Origin of the sequence: Alteromonas australica (assembly GCF_000730385.1) — a bacterium.
In the GTDB taxonomy this organism is placed as follows: domain Bacteria; phylum Pseudomonadota; class Gammaproteobacteria; order Enterobacterales; family Alteromonadaceae; genus Alteromonas; species Alteromonas australica.
The window spans coordinates 186,906-213,311 of sequence record NZ_CP008849.1; the positions used below are offsets into that span (position 1 = coordinate 186,906).

General features: G+C 46.9%; 24 protein-coding genes. 20 read left to right on the forward strand and 4 right to left on the reverse strand.

Features of this window, described 5'->3' with window-relative positions; genetic code table 11:
- The first annotated feature begins 36 nt into the window (after positions 1-36).
- The 12 genes from urtB to EP13_RS00840 are packed head-to-tail and all read left to right on the forward strand — an operon-like array spanning position 37 to position 9,455.
- On the forward strand, positions 37-1,638 hold the full coding sequence (gene urtB / locus EP13_RS00785; RefSeq protein ID WP_044445921.1) for an urea ABC transporter permease subunit UrtB: 1,602 nt from the start codon (positions 37-39) through the stop codon (positions 1,636-1,638).
- On the forward strand, positions 1,638-2,750 hold the full coding sequence (gene urtC, locus EP13_RS00790) for an urea ABC transporter permease subunit UrtC (protein WP_156026710.1): 1,113 nt from the start codon (positions 1,638-1,640) through the stop codon (positions 2,748-2,750). Before urtB ends, urtC begins: the two co-directional genes overlap by 1 nt.
- Positions 2,747-3,544, forward strand: coding sequence for an urea ABC transporter ATP-binding protein UrtD (urtD, locus tag EP13_RS00795; protein ID WP_044055521.1), 798 nt, complete (start codon positions 2,747-2,749; stop codon positions 3,542-3,544). The genes urtC and urtD overlap by 4 nt, the downstream gene beginning before the upstream one ends.
- Complete coding sequence (gene urtE, locus EP13_RS00800) at positions 3,537-4,232, forward strand: urea ABC transporter ATP-binding subunit UrtE (RefSeq protein ID WP_044055522.1); 696 nt, start codon at positions 3,537-3,539, stop codon at positions 4,230-4,232. The genes urtD and urtE overlap by 8 nt, the downstream gene beginning before the upstream one ends.
- A 12-nt stretch (positions 4,233-4,244) precedes the next feature.
- Complete coding sequence (locus EP13_RS00805) at positions 4,245-5,129, forward strand: urease accessory protein UreD (RefSeq protein ID WP_044055523.1); 885 nt, start codon at positions 4,245-4,247, stop codon at positions 5,127-5,129.
- A gap of 26 nt (positions 5,130-5,155) precedes the next feature.
- Complete coding sequence (ureA, locus tag EP13_RS00810) at positions 5,156-5,458, forward strand: urease subunit gamma (RefSeq protein ID WP_044055524.1); 303 nt, start codon at positions 5,156-5,158, stop codon at positions 5,456-5,458.
- Between the two features lie 9 nt (positions 5,459-5,467).
- A complete protein-coding gene (locus EP13_RS00815) occupies positions 5,468-5,788 on the forward strand; it encodes an urease subunit beta (RefSeq protein WP_044055525.1) in 321 nt (106 codons plus the stop codon).
- Positions 5,781-7,484: an urease subunit alpha gene (ureC, locus tag EP13_RS00820; protein WP_044055526.1), complete on the forward strand. Its 1,704-nt coding sequence runs from the start codon at positions 5,781-5,783 to the stop codon at positions 7,482-7,484. Before EP13_RS00815 ends, ureC begins: the two co-directional genes overlap by 8 nt.
- Before the next feature lie 9 nt (positions 7,485-7,493).
- Positions 7,494-7,943: an urease accessory protein UreE gene (ureE, locus tag EP13_RS00825; protein ID WP_044055527.1), complete on the forward strand. Its 450-nt coding sequence runs from the start codon at positions 7,494-7,496 to the stop codon at positions 7,941-7,943.
- A complete protein-coding gene (locus tag EP13_RS00830; protein WP_231497902.1) occupies positions 7,915-8,628 on the forward strand; it encodes an urease accessory protein UreF in 714 nt (237 codons plus the stop codon). The genes ureE and EP13_RS00830 overlap by 29 nt, the downstream gene beginning before the upstream one ends.
- A 10-nt stretch (positions 8,629-8,638) precedes the next feature.
- Positions 8,639-9,253, forward strand: coding sequence for an urease accessory protein UreG (gene ureG, locus EP13_RS00835; protein WP_044055529.1), 615 nt, complete (start codon positions 8,639-8,641; stop codon positions 9,251-9,253).
- Positions 9,254-9,266: 13 nt separating this feature from the next.
- On the forward strand, positions 9,267-9,455 hold the full coding sequence (locus EP13_RS00840; RefSeq protein WP_044055530.1) for a hypothetical protein: 189 nt from the start codon (positions 9,267-9,269) through the stop codon (positions 9,453-9,455).
- 148 nt (positions 9,456-9,603) lie between these two features.
- On the opposite strand, the gene EP13_RS00845 is transcribed toward EP13_RS00840, so the two are convergent.
- Positions 9,604-10,194, reverse strand: coding sequence for a hypothetical protein (locus EP13_RS00845; RefSeq protein WP_044055531.1), 591 nt, complete (start codon positions 10,192-10,194; stop codon positions 9,604-9,606).
- A 334-nt stretch (positions 10,195-10,528) separates the two neighbouring features.
- On the opposite strand from EP13_RS00845, the gene EP13_RS00850 reads away from it, so the two are divergent.
- On the forward strand, positions 10,529-12,061 hold the full coding sequence (locus tag EP13_RS00850; RefSeq protein ID WP_044055532.1) for a sensor domain-containing diguanylate cyclase: 1,533 nt from the start codon (positions 10,529-10,531) through the stop codon (positions 12,059-12,061).
- Between the two features lie 41 nt (positions 12,062-12,102).
- On the opposite strand, the gene EP13_RS00855 is transcribed toward EP13_RS00850, so the two are convergent.
- Positions 12,103-14,994 carry a M14 family metallopeptidase gene (locus tag EP13_RS00855; RefSeq protein WP_044055533.1) on the reverse strand — a complete coding sequence of 964 codons (2,892 nt, stop codon included), beginning with the start codon at positions 14,992-14,994 and terminating at the stop codon, positions 12,103-12,105.
- A gap of 145 nt (positions 14,995-15,139) precedes the next feature.
- Complete coding sequence (locus EP13_RS00860) at positions 15,140-16,033, reverse strand: ArgP/LysG family DNA-binding transcriptional regulator (RefSeq protein WP_044055534.1); 894 nt, start codon at positions 16,031-16,033, stop codon at positions 15,140-15,142.
- Positions 16,034-16,170: 137 nt separating this feature from the next.
- Here EP13_RS00860 and EP13_RS00865 point away from each other — a divergent pair, with 137 nt between their 5' ends.
- Positions 16,171-16,773, forward strand: coding sequence for a LysE/ArgO family amino acid transporter (locus tag EP13_RS00865; protein ID WP_044055535.1), 603 nt, complete (start codon positions 16,171-16,173; stop codon positions 16,771-16,773).
- Between the two features lie 17 nt (positions 16,774-16,790).
- Here the strand turns inward: EP13_RS00865 and EP13_RS00870 are convergent, their stop codons facing one another.
- Positions 16,791-17,507: a DUF1499 domain-containing protein gene (locus EP13_RS00870; RefSeq protein WP_044055536.1), complete on the reverse strand. Its 717-nt coding sequence runs from the start codon at positions 17,505-17,507 to the stop codon at positions 16,791-16,793.
- Between the two features lie 131 nt (positions 17,508-17,638).
- Here EP13_RS00870 and EP13_RS00875 point away from each other — a divergent pair, with 131 nt between their 5' ends.
- The 6 genes from EP13_RS00875 to EP13_RS00900 all read left to right on the forward strand — a co-directional run bounded on the left by EP13_RS00875 (position 17,639) and on the right by EP13_RS00900 (position 26,401).
- Positions 17,639-18,292, forward strand: coding sequence for a DNA-J related domain-containing protein (locus EP13_RS00875; RefSeq protein ID WP_044055537.1), 654 nt, complete (start codon positions 17,639-17,641; stop codon positions 18,290-18,292).
- Positions 18,293-18,643: 351 nt separating this feature from the next.
- Positions 18,644-19,786, forward strand: a complete 1,143-nt coding sequence (locus EP13_RS00880; RefSeq protein ID WP_044055538.1) for an efflux RND transporter periplasmic adaptor subunit — start codon at positions 18,644-18,646, stop codon at positions 19,784-19,786.
- Between the two features lie 21 nt (positions 19,787-19,807).
- Positions 19,808-22,912, forward strand: coding sequence for an efflux RND transporter permease subunit (locus tag EP13_RS00885; RefSeq protein ID WP_044055539.1), 3,105 nt, complete (start codon positions 19,808-19,810; stop codon positions 22,910-22,912).
- Positions 22,913-22,927: 15 nt separating this feature from the next.
- Complete coding sequence (locus tag EP13_RS00890; protein WP_044055540.1) at positions 22,928-23,434, forward strand: alpha/beta fold hydrolase; 507 nt, start codon at positions 22,928-22,930, stop codon at positions 23,432-23,434.
- 163 nt (positions 23,435-23,597) lie between these two features.
- Positions 23,598-25,439: a bifunctional acetyl-CoA hydrolase/transferase family protein/GNAT family N-acetyltransferase gene (locus EP13_RS00895; RefSeq protein WP_044055541.1), complete on the forward strand. Its 1,842-nt coding sequence runs from the start codon at positions 23,598-23,600 to the stop codon at positions 25,437-25,439.
- Positions 25,436-26,401, forward strand: a complete 966-nt coding sequence (locus tag EP13_RS00900) for a histone deacetylase family protein (protein WP_044055542.1) — start codon at positions 25,436-25,438, stop codon at positions 26,399-26,401. Before EP13_RS00895 ends, EP13_RS00900 begins: the two co-directional genes overlap by 4 nt.
- Positions 26,402-26,406: the final 5 nt, after the last annotated feature.

The following is a 26,406-nucleotide window of genomic DNA, read 5'->3' on the forward strand; positions in this document are numbered from 1 at the left end:
GCCACGTTTTTTTGCGACGCACTAAGGAATAAACCCATGTTCAAACCTGTGTTGGCATTATTTTTTGTCATCATTCATCTTAGTATTTTTCAGCCCGCTTATGCGCAAGACGTTGTTTTCGATGACATTGTAAAAGCCTTGCCTAAGGCGTCTTTTCGTACCTTACCTGCTACCCTCGATAAAGCTGCTACCCTTGACGATGAACGTGTTGCCACGCTATTCGCGCGCTTACTGGAAGGCGATGTGTACTTTCACCCGAAAAATCAGCAAGTGATGTACGTAACTAAAATCCAAGGTGAACGGGTATGGATAGATACACTCACAGAGCAGAATATTGCTCAGCCAAGTGGCGTTAGGCTAAGGAAAGTCCGTGTCAACAACCGTGTGCGAAGCCATATTCGTCAACTCTTGGCCCAACGAAACTTAAGCCATCGTGATGTCACGGTACGGTTACAAGCGTCGCAAAGCCTATTGGCTGATGTTGATTCAATATCAACTAAGGTTATTTCCTCTCGGTTGGAGCAGGAGAAAAACGCCGATATTATTGATGTGTTAACGACCATTACCGCGCTTAAGCAACTTCAAAATGACGACGAGACCGCACAGTTAGGGGCGCTTGAAACCTTGAGGGGAAGCTTATACCCAGAAGTCAGGGTGGCGCTCTTGTCTTTGCAGCGTAACAGCGAGGTCACTGACACAGTTAAGGCGAATGTAGATGCTGCTCTAGCGGGAATAGAGGCGAAGCGCAAATGGTTCGGTTGGGCTGAAACGGCCTTTTTCGGTATTAGCATGGGGTCGGTGCTTTTATTAGCCGCTATTGGCTTATCCATCACTTTTGGGGTGATGGGCGTTATCAATATGGCCCATGGTGAAATGATCATGTTGGGGGCATATACCACCTACGTCATTCAACAAGCCTTCCCTAACCTTATAGAATATTCCTTACTTATGGCCGTGCCCGCTGCCTTCTTAGTCTCTGGTTTAATGGGGGTACTCATTGAGCGCAGTGTTATTCAGTTTTTAAAAGGGCGGCCTCTTGAAACATTACTGGCCACCTTTGGTATTTCTCTGATTTTACAGCAGTTAGTACGTACCGTGTTTTCACCACTAAATCGTCAGGTAGCAAGCCCAGAATGGATGAGTGGTTCATGGCAAATCAATCCAGTGTTTTCTGTTACCTTTAACCGCTTGTATATCATTATATTTTCTTTGGCGGTGTTCTTTTCCTTGCTGCTATTTTTGAAAAAGTCCTCCCTTGGTTTACATGTTCGCGCCGTGGCACAAAATCGCGACATGGCACGGGCGCTCAGTGTAAAGAGCAATTGGGTTGATGCCGCTACCTTTGGGCTAGGTTCTGGAATAGCCGGTGTGGCAGGAGTAGTGTTAAGTCAATTAACCAATGTGGGGCCCAATTTAGGTCAGGCCTATATTATCGATTCTTTCTTAGTGGTGGTATTTGGTGGCGTAGCCAATTTATGGGGCACGCTCGTCTCTGCCATGACCTTAGGGGTTTTAAACAAATTCCTAGAGCCTGTAACAGGCCCAGTATTGGCCACAATTATCGTGTTAGTCGGGTTGGTGTTATTTATTCAAAAGCGCCCAATGGGGCTGTTCCCGCAAAAGGGGAGAGCTGAATAATGATGAACTTCTTCTTTCAACTAAGCAGCGTGCAACGCGTCGTGTCTGTATTGTTAGTCATGGCCGTGTACGTGGTATTAGCGAACCAGTTATTTTCCCCGGAGTCATTTTTTTACGTCAGCAGCTACTCGGTGAACCTATTGGGTAAATATCTGTGTTACGCCTTGTTGGCGTTAGCACTCGATCTGGTGTGGGGCTATTGCGGCATTTTAAGCCTAGGCCACGGCGCCTTCTTTGCCCTTGGTGGGTATGCCATGGGCATGTACCTGATGCGTCAAATTGGGGATAGAGGCGTATATGGCAACCCAGATTTACCTGATTTCATGGTGTTCTTAAACTGGGAAAGTTTACCTTGGTTTTGGGTGGGGTCAGATAGCTTTTTTTGGGTGATTGCAATGGTGATACTTGCCCCAGGAATACTGGCGTATGTCTTTGGTGCCATGGCGTTTCGTTCTAGAGTTAGCGGCGTGTACCTTTCGATTATGACGCAAGCGATGACTTACGCACTCATGCTGGCCTTTTTCCGCAATGAGATGGGATTTGGTGGCAACAACGGTATGACTGATTTCAAAGACATTTTAGGGTTTTCATTGCAATCAGATACTACGCGGTTGGTGTTGTTTATTATCACTGTATGCGTATTAGCGGCCGCTTATTATGTGTGTGATCGCATTGTTTCTTCGAAAGCCGGTAAGGTGATCACCGCCATTCGAGATGCAGAAAATAGAGTGCGATTTGTGGGGTACAACAGTGCCAGTTATAAGGTGTTTCTGTTCACCTTTTCTGCCGTGCTTGCCGGCATCGCAGGTGCACTCTACGTACCTCAAGTAGGCATCATTAATCCTGGCGAATTCTCGCCCATAAATTCCATCGAAATCGTTATCTGGGTGGCTATTGGGGGCAGAGGCACCTTATACGGCGCCATTATTGGTGCCATTGTGGTGAGCTTTGCAAAAACAAGGCTGACAGGGATTATGCCTGAGGCCTGGTTATTTGCACTTGGCGGTTTATTTGTCTTAGTCACCTTGTTGTTGCCCAAGGGCTTGGTTGGACTGATTGATCATCGTTTTCCTGTCAAGCGTAAGGTGAATAAGCAGGAGTCAGCCTCATGAAAAGTGCGTTACTGACAGAGAAAAACCCCGCGCCAGATACGCGCCACGGTATGATTTTATACATGGAAAATGTGAGTGTTAGTTTTGATGGTTTCAAAGCACTTAACGATTTGAATTTGTATATCAAAAAAGGTGAGTTGCGTTGTCTTATTGGTGCAAATGGGGCGGGTAAAACTACCCTCATGGATGTCATTACCGGTAAAACCCGCCCCGATACCGGGACGGTAAGTTATGGGCAGCAAATTAATTTGCTACAGCATAACGAAGAGCAAATTGCCCGTTTAGGGATAGGGAGAAAATTCCAAAAACCGACGGTATTTGAGGCCTTAAGCGTCAAAGAAAATTTATACCTCAGCCTAAAAATGGACAAAGGCATTTGGACATCGTTATGGCACGCATTAAGTGCAGAACAACGAGATGATATAGACCAAATTCTGCATACCATCGGCCTTCTTGCTATGCAGCATTGTCAAGCCAGTGAGTTATCCCACGGGCAAAAACAGTGGCTGGAAATTGGTATGTTGCTGGCGGCCAAACCTCAGTTGTTGCTGGTGGATGAACCCGTCGCAGGCATGACAGTGTCGGAAGCAGAGCGCACCGCTGAGCTTTTAACCTCGTTGGCTGGAGAGCACTCAGTGGTGGTCGTAGAACATGACATGGGATTTGTGCGTTCAATTGCGCGCACGGTCACGGTGTTGCATCAAGGTAGCGTATTAGCAGAAGGCACCATGGACGCCATTCAAAGTCATCCGGAAGTGAAAAAGGTATATTTGGGGGAGGAAGGACATGATTAACGTATCCCAACTGAACCAGCGTTACGGTGGTAGCCAAATATTGTGGGATTTGAACATGGACATAGCGGCCGGTTCCCGCACATGCATTATGGGGCGTAATGGAGTGGGGAAAACCACGCTACTAAAATGCCTCATGGGCATGTTACCAGCAGCCTCCGGCAGTATTACTATCAATCAACAAGACGTCACGCGCGCAAGTATAGAAAGCCGTGCCAATATCGGCGTGGGCTATGTACCACAAGGCCGTCATATTTTTGGTCAGCTTACCGTTGAAGAGAATTTAAAAGTGTCGCTCAATTGTAAGCGCCAAACGTCACGCAGCCTGCCAGAAGACATTTTCGAATACTTCCCTGTGTTAAAAGAAATGCTGCAACGCAGAGGCGGAGATTTATCAGGTGGTCAGCAGCAGCAACTTGCTATTGCCCGTGCCTTAGTGCTTAATCCTAATATGCTTATTTTAGATGAGCCGAATGAAGGCATTCAGCCCAACATTGTTCAGCTGATTCGTGATGTACTATTGCGCTTAAATAAAGAAAAGGGCATGACAATTGTTCTGGTTGAGCAAAAACTGCCCTTTGCTCGCGCGGTTGGCGAACAATTCTACTTAATGGAACGAGGAAAAGTGGTGTCCCATGGTGCGATGCCAGAGCTTAACGATGATTTGGTTAAGCAGTATTTGTCGGTTTAGCAAGGAGTGATAATGACGGCAAGGCCCGCAGCAGCTTACGAACAGTGGCTGGCGCGACTAGAAATGACATTTGCCCACCGGCAACAAAAAACAAAACTGGTGAATACACTGCGGGAAGGCCCGCTCAGTGTACAGCGGGCTTTTTACCCAGAAACCACTGGCGCGGCGCATTTATATTTATTGCACCCGCCAGCCGGTATCGTGTCTGGTGATGAATTGCATGTTGCGGCCACCTTAGAAAAAGATTGCCAAGTACTGCTAACCACCCCGGGAGCCAATCGGTTTTACCGCGCCCGAGAGGCAAAACAAATGGCCAGTAAGCAGTGCCAGTTCAACCGCTTTACTGTTGCAGACAACGCTCACCTTGAATACTTACCCCATGAAACACTGGTTTACACCAACGCCAATGCGTTTAGTCATACCCAGGTGTATTTGGATAAAGGCGCAAGCTACGTAGGTTGGGATATTGCGTGTTTGGGCTTACCTCATATCGACCAACCCTTTTGCAAAGGGCAGTTCACACAAACCTTCAGCCTTTATCACAACCAAGGTATTCGTTTTCATGACCGCCTTGCCTTACACGCTAAAGACAGGCTGCATGAATCTCGCATTGGGTTAGCGGTGCACCATGTGGTGGGCACCATGGTGTTATTTAATGGCCATGAAGCGTCGTCAAACGAATGGGCAAAAAACGTGTGTAGCTTAATTCGCAGCTGTATTGAAGGACTTAACCTGAGTCATTTCATGTCAGTCACTCAGTTGCAAGGCGTTGTTGTGGTGCGTTATTTAGGTGAGGACAGCGAAGTTTGTCGTGAGGGTTTTGTGCATATTTGGATGCAGACAAGGCCACAGGTGTCTGGTCATTTAGCGGTACCACCACGAATTTGGTACACATAACTGATTAAAAAGAGCGGGAGCAGCTTTTGGAACTATTACCCAGAGAGAAAGACAAGCTATTGTTATTTACCGCCGGACTACTGGCCGAGCGACGTTTAAACAGAGGCTTAAAACTGAATTACCCCGAAGCGATTGCATTTATTTCAATGGCCATTTTAGAAGGCGCACGAGATGGAAAGTCTGTCGCTGAACTGATGGATTATGGGCGTACCGTATTAAGCGCCGAGCAAGTGATGGAAGGTGTACCTGAGATGATTCACGATGTTCAGGTAGAAGCCACATTTGCAGATGGCACCAAATTGGTGACCGTTCACGACCCTATTGTGTAGGAGTATGCGATGATCCCCGGCGAGATATTCACAGACGAAAGTGATATAGCACTCAATCAAGGTTTACCTGAAACCAGCGTGGTTGTGGTTAATCATGGCGATAGGCCAATACAGGTGGGATCCCATTATCATTTCTATGAAGTGAATCCGGCACTGCATTTCGACCGCCAAGCCACCAAAGGACTGCGATTAAATATTACTGCAGGCACTGCAGTGCGTTTCGAACCTGGTCAGAAACGTACGGTAAGTTTAGTGCCTTTTGGTGGCTCAAAATCCATTTATGGATTTCGTGGTGATGTGATGGGAAAATTGGAGCAAGAGCATGACTAAAATAGACCGTAACGCCTATGCACACATGTTTGGCCCAACCACCGGCGATAGGGTTCGTTTAGCGGACACCGACATTATTATCGAGGTAGAAAAGGACTACACCTGCTATGGCGATGAAGTGAAGTTTGGTGGCGGTAAGGTTATTCGCGATGGCATGGGGCAGGGGCAGCTCAGCTGCGCAGAAACGCCAGATTTAGTCATTACCAATGCGCTCATTTTAGATTACTGGGGCATTGTGAAAGCCGATGTGGCCATTAACGATGGCCGTATTCAAGCCATTGGCAAAGCCGGTAATCCCGACGTACAAAACGGCGTGACTATTCCTATTGGCGCGGGCACAGAGATTATAGCGGGAGAAGGGCAAATACTGACGGCAGGCGGCATTGATGCACACGTGCACTTCATTTGCCCTCAGCAGGTAGATGAAGCCTTAATGTCAGGAGTGACCACCATGATAGGTGGCGGCACAGGCCCGGCTACTGGGACGAAAGCCACCACATGCACACCTGGGCCTTGGAATATTGAAAAAATGATGCTTTCAACTCAGGACATGCCAATGAACTTTGGCTTTTTGGGCAAAGGAAACGCGAGTTTACCGAAAGCATTGGAAGAGCAAATTGAAGCGGGTGTTTGTGGTCTTAAATTGCATGAAGATTGGGGAACCACTCCTGCATCAATAGATAACTGCCTAACCGTAGCCGACCGTTACGATGTGCAAATTGCCATTCACACCGATACATTAAATGAAGCCGGGTTTATGGAAGATACTTTAGCGGCATTTAAAGGCAGAACGATTCATACTTATCACACCGAGGGTGCGGGTGGCGGGCATTCCCCAGATATTATTCGTGCTTGTGGTGAAGCCAATGTGTTGCCGTCATCCACAAATCCAACACGGCCTTACACTGTCAATACCGTTGACGAGCACTTAGACATGCTAATGGTTTGTCACCACCTCGACCCTTCTATTCCTGAAGATGTGGCCTTTGCTGACTCACGAATTCGCAAGGAAAGTATCGCGGCCGAAGATATTCTACAAGACCTAGGCGCAATCAGCATGATTGCCTCTGACAGTCAGGCCATGGGACGCATAGGTGAAATGATTTGTCGAACATGGCAAACCGCCCACAAAATGAAAGTGCAGCGGGGGCCGCTACCACAAGACTCTGACAGGAATGACAATTATCGTGCGCGTCGTTACGTGGCCAAATACACCATCAACCCGGCTATAAGCCATGGTATCGACAGCGAAGTGGGTTCTATTGAAGTAGGTAAACTGGCCGACCTTGTGCTGTGGAAGCCCGCCTTCTTTGGGATTAAGCCCAGTTTGATCTTGAAGTCAGGTTTTATTGCAGCCGCACCTATGGGCGATCCCAACGCCTCTATTCCTACACCACAACCCGTCTATTATCGACCCATGTTCGGTAGTCTTGGCGGTGCCGCAGCCTCACTGTCTGTGACCTTTGTGTCACAGGCATCAATGGATAATAACATTGCAGAAAAATACGGGATACGCCGGCCACTTGTGGCATGTAAAAACACAAGGAATATTGGTAAAGGAGATATGAAACTCAACGATTGGCAGCCACACATTGAGGTGGATGCGCAAACCTATGAAGTACGCGCAAATGGTGAATTACTTACCTGTGAACCTATGGAAGTATTGCCCTTAGCACAGCGCTATAGTTTGTTTTAAGAGAAGTATATGTTAACGATTTCAGAAAGGTTGGGTCATTATCATGGTGATGCCGACGATACCATAACCCTAGATTTTGATACGCGGCAAAAAGCGCGAATTAAAGTAACAACCGACAAGGGCGAGCCGGTCGGCATTTTTATAGCGCGAGGGAAGCCCTTACGCGTGGGTGAGCACTTGCGCAGCGAATGCGGCAAAGTGATTAAGGTGATAGGTGCCCTTGAAGCTGTTACCACAGCAAGTACAGACGACTGGCACACCTTTTCAAAAGTGTGCTATCACTTGGGCAACCGCCATACTCGCTTACAAGTTGGTGAACGCTGGTTAAGGTTTAAACCCGATCATGTGCTTAGCGAATTAGTGCAGCGTTACCATCTCAGTGTGAGTGACGCACCTGCGGTATTCGACCCTGAAAGTGGCGCGTATCAAAGTGGCGAACATCACCACCATCATGACTGATCTATCAATGCTTCAGTGCGCAAGGTTGCTGCAATTATGCAGTGCGAATTTGCCGGTGGGAGGGTTCTCCTTTTCACAAGGTTTAGAGCAAGCGGTAGAGCGTGGGTGGGTAACGACATCTGATGCACTAGAGAATTGGGTAGCTGTGCTGCTAGAAGGCAGCGTTGCCAATGCCGATGTCCCTTTGTTGATGCAGCAATTTCGCGCAATAGACGCTCACGACCAAACGCTATTTTTAGACACCGACGATTGGATTGCGGCTACCCGAGAAAGTGAAGAAATTTTACTGGCCGAGCAAGCCATGGGAAAAGCGTTACGTAGGTTGTTGCGCAATTTAGTAAACAAAGAAGACAGTCTGGCCGCGCACTGGGTTAATCAGCTAAATGCCCATTGTTTTATTAGTCAATTTGCCTTGGCCTCACATGTTTTTGGCTTATCACTTGATGCCTGTCTAAGTGGTTATGTGTGGACCCTTATTGATAATCAGGTGGCTGCGGGCACAAAACTCATCCCGTTAGGACAAACCGACGGCCAAAATTTACTGTTTCGCTTAACCACAAAAATTACACCATGTATTGAGAGTGCCAAACACGTGCAGCAAGACCAAATTGGACAGTCTATGCCGTCGTTGGCCATGGCAAGTGCATGGCATGAACAACAATATTCAAGATTATTCCGTTCTTAGAGGAAACCTTATGCAAAAACAGACATTGCGTGTTGGTGTGGGTGGCCCAGTGGGGTCTGGAAAGACAGCGCTACTGCGTTCGTTATGCCTCGCTATGCGTGAAAAGTACAACATGGCCGTAGTGACCAATGATATTTATACTCACGAAGACGCCCAGTTCCTAACCAAACATGACGCACTTGAAGCCGATCGTATTATCGGTGTAGAAACCGGGGGGTGCCCCCACACGGCTATTCGAGAAGACGCCTCAATGAATCTTGCTGCCATTGATGAATTGCAATCTCGCCATGAGAATTTGGATTTTGTCTTGGTAGAAAGTGGCGGTGACAATCTCAGTGCCACCTTTAGCCCAGAACTCTCCGACTTAACGCTTTATGTGATTGATGTTTCAGCCGGGGATAAAATCCCCCGCAAAGGTGGGCCGGGTATTACCAAGTCTGATTTACTTATCATCAATAAGATAGACATTGCTGACATGGTGGGAGCCTCACTAGACGTGATGGATACGGATACAAAGCGCATGCGCGGCGATAAACCTTTTGTATTCACTAATTTAAAAGCAGGTGAAGGATTGGCTGATATCATCAACTTTATAGAAGTTGAAGGCATGTTGGTTAAATCTTAATTAAGGAAAGACAATGAAAAAACAACTTCTATTGATTGCAGCGCTATTCTCTAGTGCAACGTTAGCCCATGATGATCATTACCTAAATACCACCGTTCATGAGTATTACCATATCGCGTTTTACGTTTTGTCTGTGCTGGTTGCCATTAAAGGTGTGCAATGGTTGGGGAATAAGCTAAGAAAACGCCTGCAACACAAGTAGCGGGTGGATGGCGTAAGGTTGCCACGCTATACATTGAATAATAGAGCGTGGCACCTATCGTGACTGGTCATTATGATGACCTTTGGGTCTGTTTTTCTAGCGGCTAAGCCTTAGTGTAAAACACGTCCCTACGCCACATACATGAAGGTTAGTATTCGTAACGTAAGTATGCCAGTACAGTGTCTTCGTCAGAATATTTGTTGTATTCCGTGCCAATAGCAAACTTATCCCAATTGTATTTTAAACCCAGTTTGTAGGCTTTTTGATTGTCGCCATCATCCCAATTTTGCCATTCTAGACCACCATAAAACTCCAGTTGCGTTGTTACCTTATGGCGGAGGTTAGATTCAACAATATAGTAATGGGTTCCTCCCTCCCAATTTTCTGCTTCGTTGCTAACCCCTAAATCTACATCACCGTACCCTAGTTGATAATCGATGGTCGTGCGTGCATTGATATGTTGGATGTAGCCAAGTGTAGCAACAAGACGTTGGGCATCTAAACGTATACCAGTGGCATCATCGTTAACGTCAGAGTAGGTGCCTTCAATGAAAAAGTTATCGCTAAAGGCATAACTACTTTTTAATTCGAAGCCCTTGAGTGTAAAGTCATCTAAATCGGCTATGTCACTTTGTACATAGCCCACTTGGCTGTAGGTATAGGTTGGCGTCATATCGTTAGCGAAGACGGCAAAAGGCGCGGTAAGTAGTGCGGCGGTAGCGGTAAGGTGTTTTAACATGTTTCATTTCCCTGTTGGTTAAATTCAGGGGTAGTGTAGAGTTGGGAAGGTGAATGCAAAGTGAACTAAAGTTGAATGGGAATTAACGTCAATAACCCTTGAAATAGAAGGGGCTATACGTTTTGAACGGGTAGGGCACGTTAGTGTATCAATAGGAAAATATTGGAAGTGAGACTTCAATAACGGCGATTTTCCACTACACTCAATAGTAGCGAGCTACTTTTGCGTGGTACGTTTTCGCCATAAATTCAACTCATAACACCCTATAACAGGTGACATGAAAACACCTGTTATAGCAGGGTTGTTGTACCAGCTGTAAAGGAATCGCAGATTTATGAACCAAGGCTTGCAACGCTTCCTTGCACGCATATTTGTTTCACTTACGTTAACTGTAATTAGCCTCAATGCTTATGCAAGTTGCAACGCAGTTTCGCCCACAGGTACACCGCTAAATCAGCCTTACACATTGAAAATCGGTCTACAACGTTTAACGCTTGAGTGCGATATTTCAGCCCCGGTTATCCTCAGTTTTACCCGCGACCACATTACGTACAGCCAATTGTATACCCAGGATCTGATAAGTGTGGAAGCCTTAACTGGGTCTCGAAAAGCTTTTTTTATTCCCCAAGGACGACACACCTTTTATTTGGATTTAAGTGCGCAAGTGCCTACGCCCTTTGCGCCCTCCGTACAGAGTGTGGCGCAATATCAACGCTTCTCAACCGTGCATACCCTCACCCTTAGTGGTTTCGTGGGCTTTTGCTTGGCGCTTACGTTATACGTGGGAATGCTAGGAAACAGCGTGCGCAATATGGGGTTTTACTCTTACAGTTTTTATATTTTAAGTGCAGCCATTTTCTTCACGCTACAAGAAGGGCTATTTAACATCGGTTTCGAAGACCTTTCCGTGCTTAATAGCGTGCACTTACATTTGTTTTTTGTGGGCGTGACGGTGTTTGCTGCAGTGCGCTTCCTCGACCAACTTCTGGATTTAAAAGTGCTGCTGCGACAATGGCAGCGAAATCTACTTTTATACCTCTCTTACATCGCTTTAGGGTTAGCGTTTTTACAACTTCCCTTCGGGTTTAACGCAGCGGTGCTCGTCAATATGGGCTTTAGTGTGGTCACACTGCTCATTATGGCTATTGTGCTCGCTGCAGCCATTTACGCCGTTGTGAGAAAAGTACATTGTTCACGCTTAGTATTGGCGGGGCTAAGTATTGTGGTTTTGGCGATGCTCGCGCGTTTCACATTGGACAACATCAGCCCTTTTTTACAGCGTTACGGGCTTATTATTGGGATCACCATTGAAGCCTTTATTTTTGCCATTGCCACGGCGAAAAAAGTGAAAAAACTGGATGAAGATAGGCTAACTGCTTATCGAAAAGCTTCTATGGATACTCTGTGTTCGGTGATGAATAGAAGCGGTTGGGAAGGGTTTGCCAAAGAACTGGTAGACACTCACAAACGTGAAGGCGGCTACTTAACCGTGTTGTTTGTGGATGTGGACAACTTCAAGCGAATTAACGATAAATATGGACATAACGCCGGCGATACTGTTTTGCAGGTTATTGCGAAAATAGTCACAAATAGGTGCCGAGAACAAGATGCGGTGGGCCGAATAGGCGGCGATGAATTTGTCATCTTAAGCCACTGTTTTAGTGAAGGCCAATCTCAGCGCCTTGCAGAGCGCATTATTAAGGGTTTAGAGGGGAGAGACGTGAAAACGGCTAACTGCCTTGTGCCCGTGTCTGCCAGTGTTGGGGTGTTTATTACCAGTGAGCCTTCTGTGAAACTAGACACCCTAATTCAGCAGGCCGATGCCAACATGTACAAAGCAAAAGAGCGGCGTCGCAGAAAGAAATAAGGGCACCCTTGGTACCCTTTTGTTTACTTAGTCTTCATTGCCTAGAGGTCGATATTGTAACGAGAACCCAAGCCAGGACCATACACGATGGCGTTTAACAGTAAACGGTTAGTGCCTCGTGATGAGCCTCTAAAGTTGGGCTGCCCTGAAAACAAAATTACCTGCCCTTTACCTACCCGTTCGCGAGTCAGATAGGCCGTGTTGGCAATACGTTGCTGTGCTTCAGGCCACACTAAACCGCTCATTCTTACATTAAGGGTTTTACCTTCTGGAAGGGTAAACCAGCGGCCGGTACTGTTGTTACCTTTTGCTTCGTCAGTTTTTTTCGCCGCTTTGTCGTTGGCATACACGCCTGCTCTAACCACGGCCTGACTACGAGAGTCCGACATTAGCAAAGGCTGGCTGGAATACATCAAAGGCAAGATGTCATTGGTGCCAACAGTAAGCCAATGAAGTTGATCGGTACGTCCCGCTACTATTGCGCCACTTGGCATAAATAGCTTAAGCCAGTTATCTCGGCGCTTGAGTTCTTCTTCACTTTGGGGTTTGGGTAAATCGGCCCATGGGTAGCGGTAATCTGTGTCTAGCGTGTGGGCCATGACACTTGATGATGATATGGCTTCAGACTCGGCTAGATATTCGCGGTAAAGGGCAATGTCGTAGTCCAGTGCTTTGTCGAATGCCCCTTCAAGGGTGCGAACCGTGCCAATGCCATCTTCTTTTGCAAGCGCCGCCGCAGAGCGGTCGTGAGCGATAAGTGTTCCGCCATTTTGTACCCACGCTTTTAGGGCAGCAAGCTGACCGTTTGAAAAATTAACCCGGCCAGACGGTAAAACAAGCACATTATAACGGCGAAGGTCGGTATAGCTAAGTGCGTTAACGTCAATCTGACTATGGCGAATACCTAAATTCGTGTCAATACTCCACCATGTTGCACCGGCGTCGTAGCTAGAAATACTGCCGTGGCTAATGATTGCTACCTGGGGCTTAGTGAGTAACGGGAGGTGTTCACCACCCCAATCCGGTAGGTCGCCTTTACCGTAACCATTTTGAATGGTGACTAGCTTAAGCCCTAGTTCATTGGCCATTTGGCTAGCGTGCTTCGCGACTTCGGTGTGATTAGGGTTGTCTGTAACCGTCACCACAATTGAACCTCGATTTAAGGTTTGATTGTTGTACTTAGCATCTTTATCAATAAACCTAACGTGAATGCCTTGCTCCATTAAGCGCGCGGCAAAGGCAACCGAACGGTCATCTGCGCCATCTACAGCCCAGGCAATACCAGCACTTGGCGTCGCATTAGAAATAGGCGTTTGGCGGTATTTCTCTAGGTTTTTAGTGAGGTGCTCTGGTACAGTGAGGCTATCAAGGCCATACATCATGGTGAGGTTCCATGCTGTGGTGTCGTACATCACAGACGAGCCGTCTCTGAGCGTTTTTTGTCTTTCTTCTATTAACACCGCGTCATTTACACCGGCATCAAATTCTAAAATGGCAGCAATAAGCGGTGCGTCTGGTTGACGGTTCGGTATAACAAGGCTGCCTTTCGGGATAACCGTATCAGATAACGTATTGCCTAAGTGGGTAGTTGCTTCATCCACTTCCATATCTTTTTGGGTAACGTATACCTCGATGCCTTGTGCAAGTAGCCTGTCAACAAAGGCGTCGGTTCGGCCTTTATTATCATTGGCTAGCACCACAAAAGTGCGATTGGCAAACTTACCTTTAGAGGCCACATTATTCTTACGTCCTTGCCAGTAATCCTTGTACATCGCCTTACTGTGTTTGGCTAAGGTGTCTAAATTGGCCATGGTAGAGACAAACTGGTGATGCACCGCTTCCCTGTAAGTTTGAATGGTCCCTTCTGGCCGGCGAACGCCATCTTCAGCCATACGAGATTGTTCGTAAAGGATATGCATGGTGCCACGGTACTCGGCATAATTTGAGTAGCCAGGGTACCAATTTTCAAACCACTCACCGGTGTAATAACGCCACCCTTTGGCATCGAAGGCCGAAGTTTGGTCTTCAGCAAAGGTCACCGCCCATTTTTGCAAGTTGGGGTCGATATTTTGATTAAGCGGTTGACGGGGAGGCCCCATTAAATACGTATCTTGTGGTCCCATTTCATGACCATCAATCATCAATTGTGGACGCCACTGGTTAATTAATGCTACCCGGCCCACCGTTTCAGGCTGAGTAAGATAGAAAAAGTCACGGTTAAGGTCGAAAAAATAATGATTGGTTCTACCATAGGGCCAGTCGCCTCTGTGCAGCAGTGACTGATCATCTACATTTGGCGCTGTCCCTCGGTACTGCTCTAGGGATTTTGCGAAGCGAGCGCGACCATCTGGGTTCATCATAGGGTCAATGACTACCACCATGTCGTCAAGAAGGTCGCTAACGGTCTGCTCTTCACTGGCAATTAAATGGTAAATGGCAGTTAACGCGGCATCGGCACCGGACGTTTCGTTGCCGTGAATGGAGTATGCCATCCACGCTATTGCTGGCAGGTCATTAATAATAGCGTTTGCTTTGCTGTCTGATACGTTACGGGCGTCAGATAAAGTATCGATATTGGCTTTAATTTCATCAAGCTGAGCAAGTCGTGTGGGGGTAGAAATGAATACTGCAAGCAGCGGGCGCTGCTCGTGAGTGCGGGCGTATTCAACCACATGCAACCTATCAGACTGTTCAGCCCATGTCATAATAGCACTGTGAATTTGTTTTGGCGTGGCAACCCGAGATCCTACAGGGAAGCCCAAAAGCGAATCCGGGTGGGTGATATCCGTGTTGTAATTGCCACTGAGTAATTCACCCTTGTACTCAAGCGCGGCTTCTTTATTCGGTTTCATGAGCACTGCTGAATACGCGGGCAGCACAAACAAACCCAGCACCAGAGCGAACCATGTGCTGGTGGTTTTTAAAATCTTCATGTTTTTCCTTCGTTTTTCTGCGTTTTTTTCGTTTTTGTCATTGCCATAGTGGGCTGTGCTGGCACATTCGTCAACTGCACTAGGTTAAAATTTAGGCTAGGTGCGATTTGCGGTTAACACAAACCGAATTTTGTTTTTATGTCGGCTATACCACGTCTTTCAATTGTTGTTTTGCAATCAGTTTTACCGCGCGAGTTAGGTCACTTAATGCGCCTGAATCTATGGATGTCCAGTGCCAAAACAATGGCAGCCCTAAGGCCTGTTGTGGAAACAAAGACACAAGCTCTCCTTTTTTTACCTCATCCACAACTTGCAGTGTTGGTAATAACGCCCAGGCAACACCATCTACGGCCATTTTTACAAAACCGTGGGAGGACGGATACCAATGACATGAAGAGAAGCTAGGCGCTAGATTGAAACAGGTTTGTTGATAATCGCTGAGTAAGGTGACGTCGTACTCGTCGTAGAGTAGACCGGGGCTTTTCATTACCTTTTCTGGGCTGGGGGAACCCGAGATATAGCGTGCGATAAACGCCGGTGAAGCATAAAGTTGATAATACATAGTGCCTAGGCGAATAGATTGCCCGCCCGTCACCGGCGTACCGGTTTGGCTTATACATGCCATGACTCCACCTTGCTGCAATTTTTCGCGAGTCTGTGTTTGATCGGCATTATAAACATGAACCGGATTGCGCCGGGTTTCACTGAATTTAGCCAGCACCAACGAAAACCAGGTCGCAAGCACGTCATTGTTCACGGCCACCGTGATGGGTGAAGCGCTTTCTTGCAAACCGCTTTCAATATTTAGCGCTTCTTCTAATACACTGACTTTTTGAAAATGCGCCAATAATTCCCGGCCTAACGGGGTGGGCTTAAGCGGTTTCGTTCTTACAATCACAGGCCCACCCACGTTTTGCTCTAGCCGCTTTATTTTTTGCGATACAGCAGATTGGGTAAGACTCAAAGCTTGCGCGCCGCGGTCGAAGCCGCCGTAGCGTACCACTTCATTTAATGCGTAAAGTGCATCGTAATCTAACATAGCCTAGGCCCTGTAAACGTGTCGTTATTAATATTAAATATATTAATTTAAAACAAATATCATTAATTTAATTTAGTTTGCGTTATTGGTTAATATAGCGCCAGTTTTATTTATTCATTGAGAAAAAGGCACAAGGTATGTTTGCGGCAGCGACAAGCGGTTTAATCATGGGGGGCACGCTCATTATTGCCGTGGGGGCACAAAACAGTTTTTTGATTGAACAATCATTGAAGCGTCAATGGACAGCACTTTTTGTGCTTTTGTTTATTATTAGCGATGCCATTTCAATTAGTTTGGGTGCCATGGGGTTTGGTGTCTTGCTGCAAGAGTACCCAACACTAATTTCGATTACCAAATGGGCCGGTGTGGCGTTTTTACTGTGGATTGCTTATAACAAAATTAAGTCTTCAATGGCGGACGACGCGTTAGTTTTAGCCACAGCACATAAAGTATTGCCATTCAAAAAAGCGCTGTTAATCGCCTTGGCGGTGACTTGGTTAAACCCCCATTTCTATCTAGACACCTTGTTGCTAATGGGCAACTTAGCCAGTCAATGGCAACAAGATAAATGGTGGTTTGTCGCGGGAGCCATTAGCGCTTCTGTTATTTGGTTCGTCGGTGTCAGTACCCTAACGGCGAAATTTGCTCATCACATGCAGCGCCCTCGCTTTTGGCGTTGGTTCAATCGCGCGAACGCTGCTGTCTTAGGGTTGGTTAGCGTACAATTAGCTAGCCTTTAGGGCCAGGCTAGGGTGATTTACCGATAGCCTAGTTGAACCCGTAACTCTGCGAAGAACTGATTAATACGCTCTGCGTTTTTGCCCAAATCGCTACGGCCTACTCGCGACTTACTGCGCATGTCCACTAAGGTGTCATCACCCTGCGCTGTTAGCCGAATAACCACATCGTCTTTAAAGCCAAACCATGTGGTGGTGTCGGTGGCTTCAAGCGTATCTGGTTGCTCGCCTGCGCTAACTCTTTCCCAGCCTAAGCTCTCTATGGCTTTTTCTGCCGCCATATAGACTTCATTAATGGGCTGGGGGAGGCGCTGGGTTTTTATCTCTGGGTAGGCATCTAATTGTTGTCTGGTGACTTCACCGCCCTCATAGGTGATAGGGTTTGGCGCGTCTTTGCGCAAAGGGGCAATAGCGACAAATTCAGGCGGGTTGGTAACATGGGTAGTAATGTCGTGAATAGGTGGCACTGTGCTAGCTTTACTGGCCATGCTTAAGGGCATAGCAACCGCCACCAGCGCGAGAATGGCAAAGAGTGTGGTACTACCCCAATTTACGCTCTTGCGTTTAAGCAACACCTGCAAAATAATTAAAATTAGTGCTGCGCCGCCAACGTATACGCCAGAGCGAATAAGGGTAAAGGCAGTGCCTAGGTTTACTCCAGCATACTGGTAGAGTGGTCCGGGCAGTGTAACCATTAAAAAACTTACCACGCTGGTAAGAGCAATCAGTGCTTTCACAGTCAATCCTCGTTATTATTTTAGTGATACTTTAACAGTGCTTGGCGAAAATTGGTTCAATTTCGCGGTTAAATTTGTGTCAATGTGTGTAACCATGTGGCCATATCGTTAATCAATGTTGTCTACATCCGATGAATACGTCACTCGTTACCTTACTTGAAGATAGTTTACTTTTACTAAAGCCTACGCTTACGTTAGGTATCAGTGAGTTTGATCTTATTGCGCTGTTAAAGCGCCCGCCTTATTCGTTGTTTGATGAAGATGCGTTACGTGACCCATTAATGTTGTTTCAAACTCACTTTTTGGTTTTCCACGCGCTTTACAAACTGCAAATAAAGTGGCGAGAAAGCGGTGAAGGACGACTCGATATCCATACTACTAAGATTCTCTTACGGGGTGATATCCAGCCACAGAATATCCCGCCACAAAATAAAGACGCCACACAAGCGCAAACCCACTTAGCGGGTTTAGATCCGTTGGCGAGTTATTATTTGAATTTAGACAATTTAAAAGGCACTAGCGAAGCAGACGTCGCCGCTTTATTAGATGATTTTTGGCGTCAAATGGCGGGGCAAAAACTAGGGGTGCCGAATACCAAAGACAGAGATAAGGCGTGCGATGTACTTAAGCTAGATAAGCAGGATATACTCACGTTGAATAGCCTTAAAGCGCACTATCGCAAAGCCTTGTTAAAGGTTCACCCAGATCGGGGTGGCAATGTTGAAGAGGCACAGCAAGTCATTCAGGCTTACCGCGTATTACTGAGTTCGTTAAAACGGGTTTAGTGGGCTTTTTCCCAGTTTCTGCAAAGCCACTGTGGGAGTGATCGCCATCACCTACAGCACGAAACGATCTTAACATCTTTGTGGTTAGTACAAATTCCCTGCAACTGGACGATAAGATCAGCAAGTTTACCTTCCAGGGCTTTTATTCTTTAGTATAACTACGCACAATGTTCATCTTGCAGTGGCACAATTCACTATCGGCTGCCATGGGTGTATGTCGTACTTTGCTAACACCCGTTACAGTCAGACGCATCGGATGCAGCTAGGCTTGAATTACAAACTAACTTGAACACACACAGGTAAACGTTTTCGTTTAGCTGTATAGATTGGTTATTGAGATTGAGAAACTATATGAGTCGCCTATTTTTTGTTATTACTTCCATGGCTACACTGCTAAGTGTGGTGGGTTGTTCTGAAGCGCCGCAACAGGCAGCGCAAGCACAACAAGCTAGGCCTGCGCCTTCGGTGTCTGTGCTTACCCTAGCTAACCAGCCCATTACGCACGAGTTAGTATTGCCAGGCAGAATTACACCTTCTCGCCAATCGCAAATTCGCCCCCAAGTCGACGGTGTTATTACTGAACGCTTGTTTGAAGAAGGTGCGCAAGTTGAAAAAGGTCAACAGCTCTATCAAATTGATGATGTGCGATACCGTGCCCAGCTAAACAGTGCCATTGCCGATGTTAAAAGTGCACAAGCTAACCTGAAAACCTTGGAAGCCAAAGCACGCCGATATGATGATCTCATTCAGCAAAATGCCATTAGCCAACAAGAATTTGACGATGTCATAGCACAAAAAGAGCAAGCGCAAGCCGCCATCAGCGTAGCAGAAGCATCGGTTGACCTGGCGAAAGTTAATGTAGGGTATACTCAGGTGTATGCCCCCATTAGTGGCCAAATTAGCCGTTCATTTGTGACTGAAGGCACCTTGGTCACGGCGAATCAAACCCAGCAACTGGCCACCATTACTCAGCTAGACCCCGTGTATGTTGATATGCAAGAGTCTGGACAGGCGATATTAACGCTACGCAAACAAATCCAGAAACAAGGTGCGCTGCCGGTTGAAATTACCCTTAATGAAAGCACAAACGAAAAGTACACACATGTTGGCTCAGTCAAATTCTCTGAAGTCACCGTGGATGAAGGTACGGGCTCGGTGGCATTACGCGCTGAACTGCCTAATCCAGAAGGCTTATTGATGCCAGGTTTGTTTGTGAAAGGGCACGTGATTACCAGCAAAGAAAGCGGCTTACTTGTGCCTCAACGGGCAACCATGCGTCAGTCAGATGGCTCGTTAACGGTATACGTGGTCAATAACGAGAATCAGGTGGAAGCACGACAGCTAACCGTGGGAACAACTTACCAAGATCAGTATGTGGTAGTAAGCGGTGTGCAAGAAGGTGAGCGGGTTATCGTTACCGGCTACCAAAAAGTCAAACCAGGTAGCACAGTCAACCCAACTGAGTGGCAATCTTCTTCACGTGGCTCACGTTAAGCAAGCAAGGAATTTATCGTTATGGCTCGCTTTTTTATAGACAGACCCGTCTTTGCGTGGGTACTTGCAATTATTACTATGATGGCTGGTGTTTTAGCTATCACCTCATTACCTATTGAACAGTATCCGAAGGTGGCGCCTCCTACGGTGACTATTAGTGCATCTTACCCGGGAGCATCTGCGGAAACCGTTGAAAACTCGGTCACTCAGGTTATCGAGCAAAGCTTAACGGGTATCGATAATTTGCGCTACTTCTCGGCCAGTAGCTCTAATAGCACCATGTCTATTAGCCTTACGTTTGCCCCTAGCGCCGACCCAGATATTGCGCAAGTGCAAACGCAAAATAAGGTGCAGGGCGCGCTACCACTGTTGCCTAGCGAAGTGCAGCAACAAGGCGTTACTGTGTCTAAGTCCAACAGTTCATTCGCGTTGGCGGTAGGGTTTTATTCAGAAGACGGCAGCATGTCTCAGTACGATCTGAGTGACCTTTTGGTGTCCCAATTTCAAGACCCTATTTCTCGTGTTAACGGGGTGGGTGATGTGCGTGTCTTTGGTGCGCAGCGTTCCATGCGAATTTGGCTAGACCCCGACAAACTCTACAGCTATAACTTAACACCGGTTGACGTTCAAGCCGCTGTACAGGTGCAAAATACCGACGTATCGGCAGGGCAGTTAGGTGGTTTACCTGCTATTGAAAATCAGCAAATTAATGCCACTATTCAGGCACAAAGCCGCCTGCAAACCGTGCAGGACTTTGAAAACATCGTTTTACGGGTAAATACAGATGGTTCTCAAGTAAGAGTACGTGATGTGGCCCGGGTAGAGTTAGGCGCGCAAAGCTACGACGTCATTGTGCGTTACGACCGTAATCCTGCGTCGGGTATGGCAATCAGTTTGGCATCTGGGGCTAACGCACTTGATACCATTAATGCCATCAAAGCCCGCGTAGAAGAGCTTCGCAGCAACCTTCCAGACAGTGTAAAAGTGGTGTATCCGGTAGACAGCTCACCTTTCATTGAATTGTCGATTGAGTCTGTGGTGCACACCCTTATTGAGGCCGTGGTACTCGTCTTTTTCGTTATGCTTCTGTTCTTACAGAACTGGCGCGCAACCCTAATTCCTACGATTGCGGTACCCGTGGTATTACTGGGTACTTTTGCCGTGCTACTTGCGTTTGGCTTTACCATTAACGTGCTCACCATGTTTGCGATGGTGTTAGCCATAGGCTTGTTGGTTGACGACGCCATAGTGGTGGTTGAAAACGTCGAGCGTATTATGGAAGAAGAAGGGCTTGAGCCAGCTGAAGCCACCAAAAAATCCATGACGCAGATTACCGGTGCATTGGTAGGTATTGCCGCTGTGTTGTCCACGGTATTTATTCCCATGGCATTTTTTAGTGGTTCTGCCGGCGCAATATATCGTCAGTTCTCAGTTACCATTGTCTCAGCTATGGCTTTCTCTGTGCTTGTGGCCATTGTGTTATCGCCTTCATTATGTGCCACTTTATTGAAAAAGCACCCAGAAGGGCATGATAAAAATACCGGTTTCTTTGGGTGGTTTAACCGCACCTTCAACAAAGGCCGCGATGGCTATCAACGCACCACCACGCATATGGCTAAGCGTTTTAAGCGCTACTTTATTGTGTATGGCGTGTTAGTTGGGGGCATGGCCTTTATCTTTAGTCAACTTCCAGGTGCGTTCCTGCCTGATGAAGATCAGGGCCGTATGATGGTGTTAGTCAGCACACCACCAGGGGCAACTGCTGGGCGAACGTTAGAATCGATTAAACAAGTAGAAGATTACTTTTTAGATCACGAACAAGAAGCCGTTAACGGCATGTTCGCGGTAGTCGGCTTTAGTTTTGCTGGCCAGGCGCAAAATGCGGGTATGGCCTTTTTAAACTTAAACGATTGGAGTGAGCGAGACGAAGATAGCTCCGCCTTTGCGGTGGTCAATCGCGCATTCGGTGCGTTAAGTCAAATTCAAGACGCATCTGCGTTTCCTATTGTCCCGCCGCCAATCATGGAGCTGGGTAACGCGACTGGTTTTGATATGCAACTGGTAGACCGCGGGGGCAATGGTCATGAGGCCTTAATGAATGCACGAAACCAACTATTAGGGATGGCGGCGCAAAATCCGAAGTTGGCAGGCGTTCGCCCCAACGGCCTAAGCGATGTTCCACAATTCAAAATCAACATTGATAGTGAAAAAGCATCGGCACTCGGGCTGAGCTTGAGCGATATTAACAATACCTTGCAGATAGCTTGGGGCTCAAGTTATGTGAATGACTTTATTGATAAAGGGCGTATAAAGCGCGTTTATATGCAAGGTGATTTACCAAGCCGCATGGCCCCTGAAGATTTAGAAAAGTGGTTTGTTAGAAACAGCGATGGTGAAATGGTGGCATTCAGCACCTTTGCTACCACAGAGTGGGTGTATGGCTCGCCCAAACTAGAGCGTTTTAACGGTATTTCATCGGTGAACATACAAGGTAGCCCCGCAGAAGGTGTGTCGTCTGGTGAGGCAATGGCAGAAATGCAGAAGCTTGTAGATCAACTGCCTTCAGGCTTTGCTATTGAATGGTCAGGTTTATCTTATGAAGAGCAAGCCGCGGGCTCTCAGGCTTCGTTACTGTATGCCATATCTATATTGGTGGTATTTTTGTGCTTAGCCGCATTGTACGAAAGCTGGTCAGTCCCCTTCGCGGTAATGCTGGTGGTACCCTTGGGTATATTGGGCTCAGTCACAGCCGCCCTTATTTTCAACTTGCCTAACGATGTCTATCTTCAGGTTGCATTTTTAACCACCGTGGGACTGGCGGCAAAAAATGCTATTTTGATTGTTGAATTTGCCAAAGAACAGGTTGAGAATGGGGAAGACTTGATGGTGGCCGTGTCTAATGCGGCATCACAACGTTTCCGCCCCATACTTATGACATCCATGGCCTTTATTCTCGGTGTTACCCCGTTAGCGCTTGCCAGTGGTGCGGGCGCAGCCAGTCAGAATGCTATTGGTATTGCGGTTATGGGCGGTATGTTTGCAGCTACATTCTTAGCCATTTTCTTCGTGCCTATGTTCTACGTCATGGTAGAAAGGCTCTTTCATAAACAGACATCATCTAAATAAGCAGGAGCATTGCAAATGACAACGGTCATTTTTTCTCACGGAAAGGAGAGTGGACCTTGGGGCAGTAAAATTACGACTATGTCGAAGGTGGCAGAGCAACTGGGCTTTCGGGTTGAGAGTATCGACTATCAAGATTTAGACTCGCCGGAAGCCAGGGTTGACCGTTTGGTAGAGAATATATCCCAGCAATCAGACACTGTTATTTTAGTCGGCTCCAGTATGGGGGGCTATGTGTCATTGGTGGCGGCAGAACGTACCAATGTGGTGGGGGTATTCTTGCTTGCCCCCGCGCTATCAATGCCTGGCTACGAAGTACAAAACTACAAATATGCTGGGGAAGTGAGTATGGTGCATGGATGGCACGATGACATTGTGCCTGCCGAGAACAGCATTAACTACGCCCGTACCTGTAGTGCAAATTTGCTGCTCGTGCATGATGTGCATCGTTTATCAAACAGCATGCCGCAAATATCACCATTTTTCCGCAACTGGTTGAAGCCTTTCGATATTCACCGGCTTTAGCGCTTTACCTTGCAGGATGAAAAGCACGGCGAGCCTATACAATAGGCCGCCTGTGTTCACCTACGACTAATCGCTTACTTTGCCTCTGTGCATTCACATCATCACACTTGCTAAAATATGGCATTATGTGAGGAATGCAGGATAACTTGTATAGGTTGAAGTGATGGCAATAGCGTTACCCCCCGAGCCTAATTGGCATAAATTAATCAAATCTGGTTCGCGAGTGTTTGTTGGTGGTACCGCCTCTGTACCTTATGCGCTGGTTCAACATCTTATTGAAAATAGCGAAGGCTTTAGTGATATTGAATTGGTTCACATGCTGGCGCTTGGCGATACCCGTTGGGCAAAAGAGAAATATAAACGTTTATTCAAAGCCAATACTTTTTTTATTGGCGGTGAGGCCATTCGTCGTGCTGTTGATGAAGGGCGGGCAGATTATACACCCGTGTTTTTATCTGAAATATCGAGCTTGTTTAGTGATGGTACGTTGGCGTTAGATGCTGCCTTGGTGAATGTCAGTCCGCCGGATGAATTTGGTTATTGTTCTTTGGGCGCTGCCGTGGATATTTCCATGTCTGCGGTAAGAAACTGTCAGCAAGTGGTGGCACAAATCAACCCACAGGTTCCTCGCACCGCAGGGCATTCCTATATCCATATCAGTGAAATTACCGCCTGTATTGAAGCCAGCGAACCTTTGGTGGAAGTCAGTCCGCCCCCTATAGATTCCGTTGCTGAACGTATTGGTCAATATGTGTCTATGTTGGTGGACGATGGCGCAACGCTGCAATTCGGTATTGGTAAAATTCCCAGTGCAACGCTGAAATATTTGTGCCATCACAAAGATCTGGGTATTCACAGTGAAATGCTCACAGACAGTGTTATCGAGCTTTTGTCTTCAGGCGCGGTGACCAATAAAAAGAAAACCTTTCACCCCGGTAAGGTGGTAACTAGCTTTGCTATCGGCTCCAGAAAGCTTTACGACCTGATTGATAACAACCCGCATATTGAATTTTATCCAAGCAGTTATGTGAACAAGCCCACCAATATTGCGAAAAACGACAATATGATTGCCATTAACAGTGCGTTGGAAGTCGATCTTACGGGTCAGGTGGTGGCAGATTCATTGGGCTATGATTTTTATAGTGGCATTGGTGGGCAAGTGGATTTTGTGACTGGTGCTTCTATTAGCAAAGGAGGCAAACCCATTATCGCTCTGCCTTCTACCGCGAAAGATGAAACCATTTCCCGTATTACTCCAAGAATTTCCGAAGGTGCAGGCGTCGTCACCTCAAGAGGCAATGTACAATACGTTGTGACGGAATACGGCATTGCGTCGCTTAAAGGAAAAAGTATTCGCGAGCGCGCACTTGAACTGATTAGGGTGGCCCACCCTAAGTTTCGTGCTCAGCTTTTAGAAGAAGTCAGAAAGCACTATTGGGTGCCGCATTATCAAGAAAAGTACCCCACCGACATTCCTGAGTTAGGGGCTATTCAATTGAAACGCTTGAATATTCAGGGGGAAACCTTTTACATGCGGCCCTTAAACCCTGCGGATGAAAGGCGTTTACAAGAGTTCTTCTATTCCCATACAAAAGAAACCCTAAGGCTACGCTACAACTACGACCCCAAACAAATGTCACGGGAGAAGTCGTGCAACTTAGTTAGTGTGGATCAGTCAGCAGATGTGGCCCTTTGTATTGTTAAGCAAGATGGCTCACGCATTACTATTCAAGCCGTCGGTCGTTTTTATTTAGAGCCAGTCAGTAATACCTGTGAAGTAGCCTTTGTGACCAGAGAAACCCAGCAGGGGAAAGGCATGGCTAGTCGTTTACTTAACCAACTAATCGACATTGCTAAAGCGCGGGGTATAGAAAAAATGATGGCATATGTCAGGGGAGAAAATAAGCCCATGATCACCATTTTTGAGCAAGCCAATTTCATTCGAAAGTTCACCGGTGACCCAAGTGACATTGAATTGGTTTTAGATGTGGCAAATGCAAAATGACCATACGCATCTTTAGAGGAAAAGCCAGTATCAAGCATGATGTCGACAGGACCCATCCGGAGTCGCCGGACCGCTTGTTCGCCATTGACGATCAACTGCTGGCGTCAGGGTTAGAAATGGTATGCGAACACGCTGACGCGACGCCAATTGCTAAAGCTTATTTAACCTTGGCGCATAGCCCGACCTATATTGATGAGGTATTTACACAAGCCGCTAAAATTGACGAGGCAGCCCCCTCAAATGAGCAAGATGTGGTGTGGCTTGCTGAAGATACTGGGCTGGTAAAAGGAAGTTTAACCGCAGCATTAGAATCCGCAGGAGCGGCGTGTCTTGCTGTTGATTGGGTAATGCAAGGACATGACCGACAAGGCTTTTGTGCAACGCGACCTCCGGGGCACCATGCTACCTACGACAGCGCGATGGGGTTTTGTATCTTCAACAATATTGCCATTGCCGCGCGGTACGCCTTACAAACTTACGCATTAAAGCGTGTCGCTATTGTGGACTTCGATGTGCACCACGGCAATGGTACCGAGCATATTGTGGCGGGCGACCAGCGTATCATGATGTGCTCAAGCTTCCAGCATCCCTTTTACCCTCATAGTGGGTCGCCAGTACTGGCCAGCAATATATTGTCAGTACCCATTGATGCGGGTGCTACAGGCGAAGTGTTTCGCAATAAAGTCGCGCATTGGTTTGCTGCACTCACTCACTTTAAGCCCGAGTTAATCTTACTTTCCGCTGGTTTTGATGCCCATGCTGAAGATCCTATGGCTCATTTACGCTTAACCGAAGACGACTATTACTGGTTAAGCGTAGAACTTAAAAAAGTGGCCGACACCTGCTGTGAAGGCCGTATTGTGAGCGCATTAGAAGGTGGCTACGACATGAGTGCATTAGGTCGTAGTGTGGTGGCACATTTAAAAGGGCTAGCGTATCAAGTTGCTAAGCCAGCCCTTTAGCGCGC